The following is a 12,954-nucleotide window of genomic DNA, read 5'->3' as shown; positions in this document are numbered from 1 at the left end:
ATGAAAATCAGGATTCTTTCCGACAGCCATGACAACGCCGAGCGCCTGCGCGCCGCGCTGACCCGGGGTGGCAACACGATGGACGTCGCAGTCGGACACGCGACGTCGAGCGATCCGATCGGCGCCGTCAACGGCACGGTGCCCGATATCGTCGTACTCGATGCCTTCGAGCCGAGCAGCCTCGACGCACTCGAACGGCTGACACAGCGCTATCCCACGATCGACCCGATCATCATCACTGCCGACACCTCGTCAGACTTCCTGCTGCAGGCATTTCGCGCCGGGGTGCGCGAAGTGCTGCCGAGCGCGCCGAGCGCCGAGGCGCTGCAGGCGGCGCTGGCGCGCATCGCCCACAAGCGCGGCGGCGCGGCGACCGAGGGCAAGATCCTCGCGATGATGTCATGCAAGGGCGGCAGCGGCGCGACCTTTCTCGCGACGAACCTCGCGTGGGTGCTCGCCGCCACCCATGCCAAGCGGGTCGCGCTGATCGATCTGAACCTGCAGTTCGGCGACGCGGCAATGTTCGTCACGAACCAGAAGCCGGCGAGCAACCTCGCGCTGGTGTGCCAGCAGATCCATCGCCTCGACGCCGCCTTCCTCGCGTCGGCGATGATCGAGGTCGCGCCCGGTTTCCACCTCCTCGCGGCACCGGAAGACCCGGCGCACGCGACTGACGTCAAGCCCGAGCACGTCGAGGCGATCCTCAAGGTGGCGCGCGCGAACTACGACTTCGTCATCGTCGATGTCGGCCGCTCGCTCGACGCGGTGAGCCTGCGACCATTCGACATGGCGGACAGGATCTTTCCGGTGGTGCAGCTCACGTTGCCGTTCATCCGCGAAGCAAAGCGCCTCGTCGAGGTGTTCGTGTCGCTGGGGTACCCGATGTCGAAAGTCGGGCTGATCGTCAATCGCCACCAGAAGAACAGCGACATCGGGCTGCAGGACCTGGAACGCACGGTCAATGCGAAGGTGTTCAAGACGGTGCCGAATTGTTACGAGGCGGTCGCCGCGTCGGTGAATCAGGGCGAGCCGATCGCGCGCCTGGCGAAGAACAGCCCGGTGACGAAGGCCTTGCGCGAGATCGCCGAATCGCTTGCCGCCGAGCCGGAGAAGGCTGGCAAGGGCTGGTTCGGGCGCCTGTTCGCGACGCACTGAAGCCGACTGCCAACAACCGAGGGAGCATGAAATGAGTCTGCGCCAGCGTCTCGAATCGGTCTCGCCGGAAAACGCCCTGCGCTCGCAGGCGGCTTCCGACTCCAGCGCGAGCAGGGCCTACCAGAGCCTGAAGTTGCACATCCACCAGTTGCTGCTGTCGCGCATCGATCTCGAGGCGATGGAGAACCTCGCCCCCGAGCGGCTGCGGGACGAGCTGCGGCTGATGGTCGAGCGCCTGCTCGCCGAGGAAAACGTTGTCATCAATGCGAACGAACGACGCGACCTCGTGCGCGACATCCAGTACGAGATGCTCGGGCTCGGGCCGATCGAGCCGCTGCTCGCCGACCCGACGGTGTCGGACATCCTGATCAACGGCTCGCAGCAGATCTACGTCGAGCGCCACGGCAAGATCGAACTGACGAACGTGACCTTCAGCGACGACGCGCATCTGATGAAGATCATCGACAAGATCGTGTCGCGGGTCGGACGGCGCGTCGATGAATCGAGCCCGATGGTCGACGCGCGCCTGCCGGACGGCTCGCGCGTGAACGCGATCATCCCGCCGCTCGCGCTCGACGGGCCGGTGGTGTCGATCCGCCGCTTCGCCGCGATTCCGCTGACGATCGACAAACTGCTCGACTTCAAGGCGCTGACGCCGGCGATGGCCGACCTGCTCGCGGGGCTGGTGCGGGCGAAGGTGAACATCCTCATTTCCGGCGGCACCGGCAGCGGCAAGACGACGCTGCTGAACATCCTGTCGCACAACATTCCCGAGGACGAACGCATCGTCACGATCGAGGACGCGGCCGAACTGCAGCTGCAGCAGCCGCACGTGGTGCGGCTCGAAACGCGCCCGCCGAACATCGAGGGCAAGGGCGAGGTGACGCAGCGCGCGCTGGTGAGGAACGCGCTGCGCATGCGCCCCGACCGCATCATCCTCGGCGAGACGCGCGGCGCAGAAGCTTTCGACGTGCTGCAGGCGATGAACACCGGCCACGAGGGTTCGATGACGACGGTGCATGCGAACACGCCGCGCGATGCGCTCGGCCGCATGGAGAACATGATCGGCATGGCCGGCGTGAATCTGCCGCAGAAGGTCGCGCGGGCGCAGATCGCCAGCGCGATCGGCGTCATCGTGCAGGCGAGCCGCCTCACCGACGGCAAGCGCAAGCTGGTGAGCATCCAGGAAATCACCGGCATGGAAGGCGACATGATCACGATGCAGGAGATCTTCACGTTCCGGCAGCAGGGCATCTCGGACAGCGGCGCGGTGCAGGGGCATTTCGCGGCGACCGGCGTGCGCCCGCATTTCGCCGAACGCCTGCGTTCCTTCGGCATCCGCCTGCCGGAGGAAATGTTCGACCCGACGCGACGCTTCGAGTGAGGCTGAAATGGACATCCTGACGCTGCTGTTTGCGCTGGCGACCTTCATCGCCGTGGTGCTGTTCCTCGAAGGCGGCTACCTGTGGTGGGCCTCGACGCGCAGCACGGAAGCCAAGCGCCTCAACCGCCGTCTCGAAGAGGTCGCGGGCAGTGTGCAGGGCTCACGGCCGGCATCCTTGTACAAGGAACAGAGTGCCACGGGCTCGGCCGCCGGCGACCGGCTGCTCGCTGCAGTACCGCGCCTGCATGGCTTGAACCGGTTGATCGTCCAGTCGCGCCTGTCATTGACGCTGGCGCAGTTCGTCGGCTGGACGGTGGCGCTCGGCGCGCTCGGCTACGCGGCGCCGGTGCTGCTGAACCGGCCGGCGGTCATCGGCCTGGTCGTCGGCGGCGTGCTGGCCGCGCTGCCGACGCTGTACGTGTTGCGGGCACGCAACCAGCACATGCAGCGCTTCGAGCAGCAGCTGCCGGAGGCCCTCGACCTGATGAGCCGGGCGCTGCGCGCGGGCCACGCGTTCCCGACCGCGATCAAGATGGTCGGCGAGGAGATGAAGGATCCGGTCGGCGGCGAGTTCCGCATCCTGTTCGACGAGACGAACTACGGCGTGCCGCTAGAGACCGCGCTGCTGAACCTCGCCTCACGCACCGACAGCACGGACCTGGGCTACTTCGTCATCGCGGTGCTGATCCAGCGCGACTCCGGCGGCAATCTCGCCGAGCTGCTCGACAACATCAGCGCGATCATCCGCGCGCGCCTCAAGCTGTATGGCCAGATCCGCACGTTGTCGGCCGAGGGGCGACTATCGGCGTGGATTCTCGGCGGGCTGCCGTTCGCGACCGCGGCAATGATCAACATCGTGAATCCAGGCTTCATGAAGGTGCTGTGGGAGGACCCGGCAGGCATCAACTTCATCTACGGCGCGCTGGTGATGATGGTTCTCGGCGTGCTGTGGATGCGCAAGATCATCCGCATCCGGGTCTAGCCACGGCGGCAAAGGGGAGAACGCGAACATGGACTATCCGCAAATTGCAATTCTCGGGCTGATGTTCGTCGCCGTTTCGGCCGGCGCGTTCTTCGTCATGAGCCTGTTTTCGCGCTCGCCGACGGCGGACCGCCTGCATGCGCTCGGCGCCGGCAAGGCCTCGTCCGCGCCGGGGGCGGAGGCGTGGATCGAGCGCACCGTCCAATTGACCCGCCCGTTCGCGAAACTGTCGACTCCCGAGGACAGCGAGCACATGTCGGCGCTGCGCACGCGCTTTCTCCATGCCGGCATCCGCCACGCGTCCGCCCCGCTCGCCTATTTCGGCATCAAGACGGTGCTGGCGCTCGGGCTGCCGCTGCTGGCGTATTTCACCGTGCTGATCTCGACCCCCGAACTGGAGTTCCAGGGCACGCTTCTGGTCGTGCTGGTCGCGGCAGCATTCGGCTACTACCTGCCGAACCTCGTGCTGAACCGACTGATCTTCGTGCGCCAGCGCGAGATCTTCGAGACTTTCCCCGACGCGCTCGACCTGATGACGGTGTGCGTCGAAGCCGGGCTCGGCGTCGAGGCGGCGCTCGTTCGCGTCGCCGACGAGATGCAGCACAAGAGCGAGGCGCTCGCCGAGGAACTCCACCTCGTGACACTGGAACTGCGCGCCGGGCTCGAACGCGCACGCGCGCTGCGCAACCTCGCCACGCGCACCGGCATCGACGAGGTCGATGGCTTCGTCGCGATGATCATCCAGGCCGAGCGCTTCGGCACCAGCATCGCCGCGTCGCTGCGCATCCATTCGGACATGCTGCGCACGCGCCGCCGCCAGCGCGCCGAGGAAGCCGCGGCGAAAATCGCGCTGAAGCTGCTGTTCCCGCTGATCTTCTTCATCTTCCCGTCGCTGATGCTGGTGCTGCTCGGGCCGGCGATGATCCAGATCTACCGCATCCTGCTGCCGACGATGGCCGGCGGCGGCGGCTGACACGAGGGAGAACGGAATGAACAAGCTCGCACCCACTTTGACACCCGTGTTCGCTGCGCTCGTGCTCGGTGCCTGCAGCACGAGCCCGACGATGCCGGAAAACGCATGGAAGATCGCGCCGGTGCAGACCGTGCGTCACGGCGGCATGAACGCCGCGCCGGGTTATTTCGCGCTCGGGCGTTACAACGAGAGCCGGGGCGCGAACGAGCAGGCCGTCGCTGCGTACCGCAGTGCGCTCGACACCGACCCCGAACACGCCGCGGCGTGGAACGCGCTCGGCGCGCTACAGGTACGGCTCGGCCGGGTCGAAGACGGCTTGCAGGCGCTCACGCGTGCGATAGATCACTCCCCGGAGGCGAGTCACCTGCACAACAACCTCGGTTATGCCCTGCTGCTCGCGGGCCGGCACGAAGCCGCCGTCGCGTCGCTGCGCCGGGCCGTCGAACTCGACGGGAACAATCGCCGCGCGTGGAGCAATCTTGCAACGACGTATCGGCACCTCGGCCTGCAGGACCAGGCGGAATTCGCCGCTGCGCGCGCGAGCGGCAACGGGTCTGGCGCACCGCGAGCCTCCGCTGCACCCGCGCCGCGCCGCAATGCCGCACTGCCCCTCGCGCCGGGTGCAGGCGCGCCGTCACAACCGCTTCTGGCCGCGGCCGATAGCGCCGCAGCAGGGGCGCTGCCGCCAGTTACGGTCGGCACGATAGGTGCCGAGCAGCTGGACGCCGCAACGCCGCTTCCTGCTTTGGCACCTGCCCTGGCGACGGCGCCGCTTGCCGCCGCTCCCGCAACAGGCATCGAGGTGCAGACCGCCGCACCGGCGCTCGCGCCGGCCCGGGCGGCCGGAACGCCTGCGGCTGGCACCGCGCCACGCGCGATTCTCGTGAAAATTGCCGAAAACGTTTTCGAACTGCGCAATGCGCCGGTAAGCCGTGAAACGGCTGTCGTCGAGGCGGCCGCGATCATCACGGCCGCCGCACGCCCCTCTGCCCTCGCACGGACGGCCGAGCCGGTTGCCGTTCGTGCCGCCAACCCGAGCGTCGCAGATGGCCTGCCCCCGGCAGCTGCGCCCCTTCCGTCAGCGTCCCGGCCGGCACGCTACGAGATCTCGAACGGTCATGGCGGCGAAGGCCTCGCTCGACGGCTCGCCGGATTGCTCGGACAGCAGGGGGTGGCGCGCCCGCGGCTGACGAATAGCCGGCCGTTCGACCAGGCCGTCTCCTTCGTCGAATACCGCGACGGCTACCGCGAAGCGGCCACCGCATTCGCCGCCCGCCTGCCGTTCCGGCCGACAATCCGGGCCACGGCATCGAACGATCTCGCCGTCGACGTGCGGCTGATGCTGGGGCGCGACCTCACCCGCAGCGATGCCTGCGCCGTATTGGGGCTGTGCACCCGGATCGCCCGCAGTCCCGCTGTGCAGGTTGCAGAGGTGCGGACCGCTGCCGCTTCCGGGGAGTGACGCAGGCGTCGCGCAGGGAGCACAAAAACAACCCCCGCCGGACGGTGGCCCTGGCGGGGGTCGCGCCGCCGCGCCGAAGCGCGACGGTGTCTCTTGTACCTGGGCTCTCAAGAAAACGCCGGGCCGCCCCAAGTTTTCTTGTCCCCCTTGGGGGGCGGAAACGGCAAAGCCGTTTCCTGGGGACGCTCAGTGACTGGAAGCGGTCGCCGCTCCGACACCGGTCTGGGCACGTACGTACTGGTCTTCGAAGGCCTCGATCTCGCGCTTCGCCCGCGCGCTCATGTCGAGCTTCGACACGATGATCGTCAGCAGGAACGCGATCGGCATCGAGAACAGCGCCGGCTGGGTGTAGGGGAAGATCGCCGTTGCGTTGCCGAGCACGTCCACCCACACCGACTTCGACAGCACGACGAACATCACCGCGCTCACGAGGCCAGAGTAGCCGCCGACCAGCGCACCGCGCGTCGTCAGGCCCTTCCAGTACATCGACAGGATCAGCACCGGGAAGTTGGCCGACGCCGCGACGCCGAAAGCCAGCGCGACCATGAACGCGATGTTCATCTTCTCGAACGCGATGCCGAGCAGCACCGCGACGATGCCGAGGCCGATCGTCGCGAACTTCGACACTTTCAGCTCGGTCGATTCCGAGGCCTTGCCCTTCATGATCACGCGCGAGTAGATGTCGTGCGAGATCGCCGATGCACCGGCCAGCGCGAGGCCGGCGACGACCGCGAGGATCGTCGCGAACGCGACCGCCGACAGGAAGCCCAGCAGCAGGTTGCCGCCGACCGCCTTCGCCAGGTGCATCGCGATCATGTTGCCGCCGCCGATGACCTTGCCGCCGAGCTCGCCGCCTTCGAAGAACGCCGGGTTCGTGCCGACGATCAGGATCGCGCACAGGCCCATGATGGCGATGACGTTGAAGAAGTACGCGACGATGCCCGAAGCGTAGAGCACCGACTTGCGCGCTTCCTTGGCGTCGGTGACGGTGAAGAAGCGCATCAGGATGTGCGGCAGGCCGGCGGTGCCGAACATCAGCCCGAGGCCGAGCGAGATCGCGGTGACCGGATCGGCGAGCAGGCTGCCCGGCGCGAGCAGCTTGCCGCCGAGCTTGTGCACTTCCATCGCGCGCAACGTCAGCTCGTCGAAGCTGAAACCGAACTGGCTGAACGCCAGCAGCATCACCGTCGTGCCGCCGATCAGCAGCATGCAGGCCTTGATGATCTGCACCCAGGTCGTCGCGACCATGCCGCCGAAGGTTACGTACACCATCATCAGCGCGCCGACGACGAACAGCGCATAGACGTAGTCGAGGCCGAACAGCAGCTTGATCAGCTGACCGGCGCCGACCATCTGCGCGACGAGGTAGAAGCACACGACCGTCAGCGAACTGACCGCCGCCATCGTGCGCACCTTGCCCTGGTCGAGGCGGTACGACGTGATGTCGGCGAACGTGAACTTGCCGAGGTTGCGCAGGCGTTCGGCCATCAGGAACAGGATGATCGGCCAGCCGACGAAGAACGCGATCATGTAGATGTACGCATCGACGCCCTGCGTGTACATCATCGCGGTCAGGCCGAGCAGCGTCGCCGCCGACATGTAGTCGCCGGCGATCGCCAGCCCGTTCTGCCAGCCGGTGATGCCACCGCCGGCGGTGTAGAAGTCGGCGGTCGACTTGGTGCGGCTCGCCGCCCAGTAGGTGATGCCGAGCGTCATCAGCACGAAGACGAAGAACATGCCGATCGCGGTGAGATTGACGCCCTGCTTCTCGGTGGCCTCGATCGCGTCACCGGCGAACGCCGAAGCAGCGAATCCGAGCGGCAGCAGGCCGCCCGCGAGACACGACAGGAAGGATGATTTCCTCATTTTTCATCCTTCCATGCGGCACGCACGATTTCATTGTTGATGTCATCGAACTCGCCGTTCGCACGGCGCACGTAGACCAAGGTCAGCACCCAGAAGAAGATGAACTGGAACAGACCGGCAGCGACGCCGAACGTCAGGTTGCTGGTACCGGACAGGCGCGAGCCGATCAGATCGGGCGCGAACGCCACGAGCAGCACGAAGCCGTAGAAGATCGTCAGCACGATGGCCGACAGGATCGTCGCAAAGCGCGTGCGCTTCGAAACGAGTTCCGCGAAACGCGGATTGCGCCTGATATGCGCATACATGGAACTGGACACCTTCACCTCTCCCAAAGTAAGAAAGCAACGAAAACACGGCTGCCCCCACCTTCCCCTTCATTTTTCCGCCCGACCGTCTGATGCGGTCGTGACATGGGGCGGATGATATATCATTTAAATCCCTCCATACTGTTGAGTATGGAAGTTTTTTTGTAACGCAAAAAAGAATTTTTATTACATAAAATACAAGCGAAAACAGCATGTTGAAGACTACCCACGGCACCGCGCGATGAAAGGCCGGATCGTTTTTTCGTCCGGCGACGGTATCGCGACCCTCGTGTTGTCGAACCCTGGCAAGCTCAACGCGATCGATTCGGCGATGTGGATCGCGCTGCACGAAACGTTCGAACGGATCGCGGCCGACGACGGGCTGCGCTGCGTGATCCTGCGCGGCGACGGCGACAAGGCCTTCGCGGCGGGCGGCGACATCGAGGAATTCCTCACCGTGCGCGCGACTGTCGAGGACGCGCTGCACTACCACGACGAACTCGTCGCGGCCGCGCTCGACGCGATCCGTGCATGTCCGGTTCCAACCGTTGCGGCGATCCAGGGCGCGTGCGTCGGCGGCGGCCTCGAGATCGCGGGTTGCTGCGACCTGCGCATCGCCGGCGAATCCGCGCGCTTCGGCGCACCGATCAACCGCCTCGGCTTCTCGATGTATCCGGGCGAGATGGCGGGGCTGCTCGAGCTCGTCGGGCCGGCGGTGCTGCTTGAGATCCTGCTCGAAGGCCGCATCCTGAGCGCGCGTGAAGCGCTGCAGAAAGGCCTGCTGACGCGGATCGTCGACGACGAGAAAGTGATCGACGAAGCGCAGGCGAGCGCCGCCCGCATCGCCGCGGGGGCGCCGCTGGTGGCGCGCTGGCACAAGCAGTGGGTGCACCGGCTGATGCGGGACGAGCCGCTCAGCGCGGACGAGAAGCGCGCCGCCTTCGCCTTCCTCGACACCACGGACTACCGCGAAGGGCTCGAAGCGTTCTTCGCCAAGCGCCCGCCGCGCTTCACCGGCCGCTGATCCAGCCGGACGGCGGCCTCGTCCGGGATGCAAGGGCGGCAACCCGGGTTAAAGTCCACCCATGACCGATTCCGTCCAGAACATGTTCACGCCGCACGGGATCCGGCCGGGTTGGCGAATGTATGCGATGGCAGGCCTCGCGGTCGGTGCGGTGGCCTTGTTCAGCACGGCGGCGCTCGGCCACCTCGATCCAGTCAACATCGTCATGCTGTTCCCGCTCGCGGTGCTGTTCTCCGCGGCACGGTTCGGGCGCGGGCCGGCGGTTTTCGCAGCCTTCCTGTCCGTCGCGCTGTTCGACTTCTTCTTCGTCGCACCGCATCTCACGTTCGCGGTCGGCGATCTGCAGTACCTGCTGACCTTCGCAGTGCTGCTCGCGGTGGCGCTGATCACCGCGGAGCTCGCGACGAAGTTGAAGCTGCAGCGTGACGCCGCGCAGCTTCGTGAACGGCACACGCAGGCCCTTTGCGAAATGGGCGGCGAGCTGTCGGCCGCGCTGACCGCGGCGCAGATCGCGGACATCACGGCGCGCTATCTGCGCGACGGGTTCGGGGCCCGTGCAAGGCTGCTTCTGCCGCAAGGCGGCGGGCGATTCGCAGGGGCCGACGACGAGCCGTGCGACGAGGCGCTGGTCGAACGCGCGCGCCAAGTGATCGCCGACCCGCATGGTCCGCATGCAGCTGCCCCTGCATCCGGCGACATGGTGCTCGTTCCGCTTCGCGGACCGATGCAGGTGCGCGGCGTCCTGGCGGTCGAAGCCGGCGACAAGTCCGACGCGTTGTCCGCCGGGCAGCTTCGCCTGCTCGAGACCTTCGCCGCGCTGATCGCGATCGCACTCGAGCGCGTCCATTACATCGCCATCGCGCAGGAAACGCAGATCGAGATGGCGTCCGAGCGGCTGCGCAATTCGCTGCTCGGCGCCCTGTCGCACGATCTGCGCACGCCCCTGACCGCGCTGGTAGGACTCGCGGACGCGTTGCCGCTCGCCGGCCCGCCGCTGCCGGCCGCGCAGGCCGAACTCGCCCAGGGGATCCGCGAAGAGGCACTGCGCACCAGCGCGCTCGTCGGGAACCTGCTCGACATGGCTCGCCTGCAGTCCGGCAAAGTCCGGCTGCAACGCGAATGGCAGCCGCTCGAGGACGTCGTCGGTGCGAGCCTCCAGGCGCGCGCGCGGCAGCTCGCCGGCCACCGCCTGCGGCTCGATCTGCCGACCGACCTTCCGCTGATGCAGATCGACGCAGTGCTGATGGAACGGGTGTTCTGCAATCTGCTCGAAAATGCCGCCAAGTACACGCCGGGCGGCGGCTCCATCGAAATCCGTGCGCGGGCGCTCGATGAAGCAATCCAGGTCGTTGTCGCCGACGACGGCCCGGGACTGCCGCCCGGACGCACCCAGGAGCTGTTCGCGAAGTTCAGCCGCGGGCAGACGGAATCGGCGATGCCGGGAATCGGCCTCGGGCTCGCGATCGTCGAGGCGATCATCGAGGCCCATGGCGGCACCGTGCGCGCGGAAAACGCGATAACCGGTGGAGCACGCTTCGTCCTCGAACTTCCCCGGGGCGAGCCGCCCGCGTTACCGCAAGCCGACTCATGACCGATTCGCGCAGCCCTGCTCCGATCGTCGTCATCATCGAGGACGAACCCCACATCCGGCGCTTCTTGCGTGCGGCGCTCGAATCCGAGCACTGCCAGGTCGTGGAAGCCGCGAATGCCGCCCGCGGCCTGATCGAAGCCGGTTCGCGCAAACCGGACCTGCTGATCGTCGATCTCGGCCTGCCTGACGGCGACGGCGGCGAACTGATCGCCCGGTTGCGCGCGTGGTCCGCAGTGCCGGTCCTCGTGCTGTCGGCGCGCGACGACGAAGCCGACAAGGTCGCGGCACTCGACGCCGGGGCCGACGATTACCTGACCAAGCCTTTTGGCGTGGCCGAGCTGCTCGCCCGCGTGCGCGCCCTGCTGCGCCGGGCGCTGCGGCCCCAGCCGGACGGCCCGGCCGTCGTGAGCTTTGGCGACATCGTCGTCGACCCGACGCGGCGCACCGTGACGCGGGCCGGCGAGCCGGTCCATCTGACACCGATCGAATACAAGCTGCTCGGTCATCTGATCGCGAACGCCGGCCGCGTACTGACGCACCGCCAGCTGCTCGCGCAGATCTGGGGCCCGGCACACGTCGAACACACGCATTACCTGCGGGTATACATGGCCGGTCTGCGCCGCAAGCTCGAACCGAACCCGGCTTTCCCGTCGCACATCCTGACCGAGTCGGGGGTCGGCTACCGGCTTGCGCTGTAAGCGCGCCGCTTCAGCGCCGCCAGAACGTCGGAGTCAGCACCACGAGCAGCGTGAAGATTTCCAGGCGGCCAAGAATCATCGTGAACGACAGCACCCACGTCTGGACGTCGGTAAGCCCCTGGTAATTCGACGCCGGGCCGACAGCGCCGAGGCCGGGGCCGGTGTTGTTGATGCAAGCGACGACCGCGGAGAACGCGGTGATGATCTCGAGCCCGGTCGCCGACAGCACCAGCGTCAGCGTCACGATGCTGACCATGTACATGAAGCTGAAACCGAGCACGGCATGCAACACCTGGTCCGGCACCAGCGCGTTGCCGACGCGCACCGGCCTTACCGCGGCCGGATGCAGCGAGCGCACGACCTCGCGAAAAACCTGTTGGTACAGAATGATCGCGCGGATCATCTTGATACCGCCGCCGGTCGAGCCCGAGCACGGGGCGAAACTGCCGAGAAAGAGGATCAGCAGCTGCGCGAACATCGGCCACAGCGTGTAATCGTAGGTCGCCAGGCCGAGCGCGGTCGATATCGAGACGACATGGAACGCGACGTAGCGCAGCGTCGCCCAGATGTGTTCGTGCGCGCCGAAGTACGTCAGGTACGCGGTCAGGAACAGGATCGCAATGATCTGTACGGCGAAAAACCAGCGGATCTCCGGGTCCTGCGCGTACGGCCGGAAGCTTCCGCGCGCCAGCGCAAGATAATGCGTGCCGTAGTTGCACGCGGCGAGCAGCGCGAAAACGATCGTGACGATTTCGATCGGCACGCTGTTGAAATGGCCGAGCGACGCATCCTTGCTCGAAAACCCGCCGAGGCCGACGATCGAAAACGCATGGATCAGCGACTCCCACGGCTCCATGCCGGCCATCCACAGGCTGATCCCGCACGCGACCGTGATCAACGTATACACGGTCCATAAGCCTTTCGCGGTCTCGGCAATGCGCGGCGTGAGGCTCGATTCCTTCATCGGCCCCGGCGCCTCCGCCTTGAACACCTGGCGGCCGCCGATGCCGAGCAGCGGCAGGATCGCGACCATCAGCACGATCACCCCCATGCCGCCGACCCAGTGCAGGAAGGTCCGCCACAGGTTGATCGAGACCGGCAGCTTGTCGAGCCCGGTGAGCACCGTCGCGCCCGTCGTGGACAGCCCCGACGCGGCCTCGAAATACGCGTCGGTGAACGAGAGTTCCGGCATGTAGAAGATCAGCGGCAGGCTGCCGAATACCGGCATCACGGCCCAGGTGACGGCGACCAGCAGGAAACCGTCGCGCGGGCGCAAGTCGCGCCGGCTTCCTCGTGTCGCCGTCCACAGCGCCAGGCCCGTCCCGAAAGTGATCAGGATCGCCTCGTCGTAGGCCACCGTCGCGGCGTCGTGCAGAAACAGCGACACTGCGAGCGGAAAGCTCATCAGCAGGCCGAATATCATCACGACCACGCCGAGGGTGTTCAGGACAGGGAAATAGGTGCGCAGCGTGCCGGGCGCGAGGCGCGGGCCGGCCAGGAGCCTGTGCCCCCGC

The 12,954-nt window shown here is 66.7% G+C and carries 11 protein-coding genes; 8 read left to right on the top strand and 3 right to left on the bottom strand.

The window, feature by feature from the left end; all coding sequences use genetic code 11:
* The 5 genes from pbN1_RS11120 to pbN1_RS11100 are packed head-to-tail and all read left to right on the top strand — an operon-like array spanning nucleotide 1 to nucleotide 5,956.
* Nucleotides 1–1,155, top strand: coding sequence for a CpaE/TadZ family protein (locus tag pbN1_RS11120; protein WP_169201749.1), 1,155 nt, complete (start codon nucleotides 1–3; stop codon nucleotides 1,153–1,155).
* Between the two features lie 31 nt (nucleotides 1,156–1,186).
* Nucleotides 1,187–2,539, top strand: coding sequence for a TadA family conjugal transfer-associated ATPase (locus tag pbN1_RS11115; RefSeq protein ID WP_169201750.1), 1,353 nt, complete (start codon nucleotides 1,187–1,189; stop codon nucleotides 2,537–2,539).
* A gap of 7 nt (nucleotides 2,540–2,546) precedes the next feature.
* The gene (locus pbN1_RS11110; protein WP_169201751.1) at nucleotides 2,547–3,521 is read left to right on the top strand and encodes a type II secretion system F family protein; all 975 of its coding nucleotides are present in this window, start codon (nucleotides 2,547–2,549) and stop codon (nucleotides 3,519–3,521) included.
* A 28-nt stretch (nucleotides 3,522–3,549) separates the two neighbouring features.
* On the top strand, nucleotides 3,550–4,494 hold the full coding sequence (locus pbN1_RS11105) for a type II secretion system F family protein (protein ID WP_169201752.1): 945 nt from the start codon (nucleotides 3,550–3,552) through the stop codon (nucleotides 4,492–4,494).
* Between the two features lie 16 nt (nucleotides 4,495–4,510).
* The gene (locus pbN1_RS11100) at nucleotides 4,511–5,956 is read left to right on the top strand and encodes a LytR C-terminal domain-containing protein (RefSeq protein ID WP_169201753.1); all 1,446 of its coding nucleotides are present in this window, start codon (nucleotides 4,511–4,513) and stop codon (nucleotides 5,954–5,956) included.
* 186 nt (nucleotides 5,957–6,142) lie between these two features.
* On the opposite strand, the gene pbN1_RS11095 is transcribed toward pbN1_RS11100, so the two are convergent.
* Together pbN1_RS11095 and pbN1_RS11090 are read right to left on the bottom strand one after the other, a co-directional pair.
* On the bottom strand, nucleotides 6,143–7,822 hold the full coding sequence (locus pbN1_RS11095; protein WP_169201754.1) for a cation acetate symporter: 1,680 nt from the start codon (nucleotides 7,820–7,822) through the stop codon (nucleotides 6,143–6,145).
* On the bottom strand, nucleotides 7,819–8,139 hold the full coding sequence (locus pbN1_RS11090) for a DUF485 domain-containing protein (protein WP_425305737.1): 321 nt from the start codon (nucleotides 8,137–8,139) through the stop codon (nucleotides 7,819–7,821). The genes pbN1_RS11095 and pbN1_RS11090 overlap by 4 nt, the downstream gene beginning before the upstream one ends.
* Nucleotides 8,140–8,368: 229 nt before the next feature.
* Between pbN1_RS11090 and pbN1_RS11085 the strand changes: the two genes are divergently transcribed.
* The 3 genes from pbN1_RS11085 (at nucleotide 8,369) to pbN1_RS11075 (ending at nucleotide 11,440) form a co-directional block, all read left to right on the top strand.
* Nucleotides 8,369–9,151: an enoyl-CoA hydratase/isomerase family protein gene (locus tag pbN1_RS11085; protein ID WP_169201756.1), complete on the top strand. Its 783-nt coding sequence runs from the start codon at nucleotides 8,369–8,371 to the stop codon at nucleotides 9,149–9,151.
* 61 nt (nucleotides 9,152–9,212) lie between these two features.
* Complete coding sequence (locus pbN1_RS11080) at nucleotides 9,213–10,742, top strand: DUF4118 domain-containing protein (protein ID WP_169201757.1); 1,530 nt, start codon at nucleotides 9,213–9,215, stop codon at nucleotides 10,740–10,742.
* Nucleotides 10,739–11,440, top strand: a complete 702-nt coding sequence (locus tag pbN1_RS11075; RefSeq protein WP_169201758.1) for a response regulator — start codon at nucleotides 10,739–10,741, stop codon at nucleotides 11,438–11,440. The genes pbN1_RS11080 and pbN1_RS11075 overlap by 4 nt, the downstream gene beginning before the upstream one ends.
* A gap of 10 nt (nucleotides 11,441–11,450) precedes the next feature.
* Here pbN1_RS11075 and pbN1_RS11070 read toward each other — a convergent pair whose 3' ends face one another.
* The gene (locus pbN1_RS11070) at nucleotides 11,451–12,908 is read right to left on the bottom strand and encodes a TrkH family potassium uptake protein (RefSeq protein WP_169201778.1); all 1,458 of its coding nucleotides are present in this window, start codon (nucleotides 12,906–12,908) and stop codon (nucleotides 11,451–11,453) included.
* Between the last annotated feature and the right edge of the window lie 46 nt (nucleotides 12,909–12,954).

It is taken from the genome of Aromatoleum bremense, assembly GCF_017894365.1.
Taxonomy (GTDB): domain Bacteria; phylum Pseudomonadota; class Gammaproteobacteria; order Burkholderiales; family Rhodocyclaceae; genus Aromatoleum; species Aromatoleum bremense.
The sequence above is the reverse complement of the archived record's forward strand: the minus strand, read 5'-3'. Positions and strand labels throughout refer to the sequence as shown.

Coding starts and splice junctions, on each gene's coding strand:
- pbN1_RS11085 (WP_169201756.1), top strand. CDS start 8,369: ATGAAAGGCCGGATCGTTTTTTCGTCCGGCGACGGTATCGCGACCCTC.
- pbN1_RS11105 (WP_169201752.1), top strand. CDS start 3,550: ATGGACTATCCGCAAATTGCAATTCTCGGGCTGATGTTCGTCGCCGTT.
- pbN1_RS11095 (WP_169201754.1), bottom strand. CDS start 7,822: ATGAGGAAATCATCCTTCCTGTCGTGTCTCGCGGGCGGCCTGCTGCCG.
- pbN1_RS11075 (WP_169201758.1), top strand. CDS start 10,739: ATGACCGATTCGCGCAGCCCTGCTCCGATCGTCGTCATCATCGAGGAC.
- pbN1_RS11120 (WP_169201749.1), top strand. CDS start 1: ATGAAAATCAGGATTCTTTCCGACAGCCATGACAACGCCGAGCGCCTG.
- pbN1_RS11080 (WP_169201757.1), top strand. CDS start 9,213: ATGACCGATTCCGTCCAGAACATGTTCACGCCGCACGGGATCCGGCCG.
- pbN1_RS11115 (WP_169201750.1), top strand. CDS start 1,187: ATGAGTCTGCGCCAGCGTCTCGAATCGGTCTCGCCGGAAAACGCCCTG.
- pbN1_RS11110 (WP_169201751.1), top strand. CDS start 2,547: ATGGACATCCTGACGCTGCTGTTTGCGCTGGCGACCTTCATCGCCGTG.
- pbN1_RS11100 (WP_169201753.1), top strand. CDS start 4,511: ATGAACAAGCTCGCACCCACTTTGACACCCGTGTTCGCTGCGCTCGTG.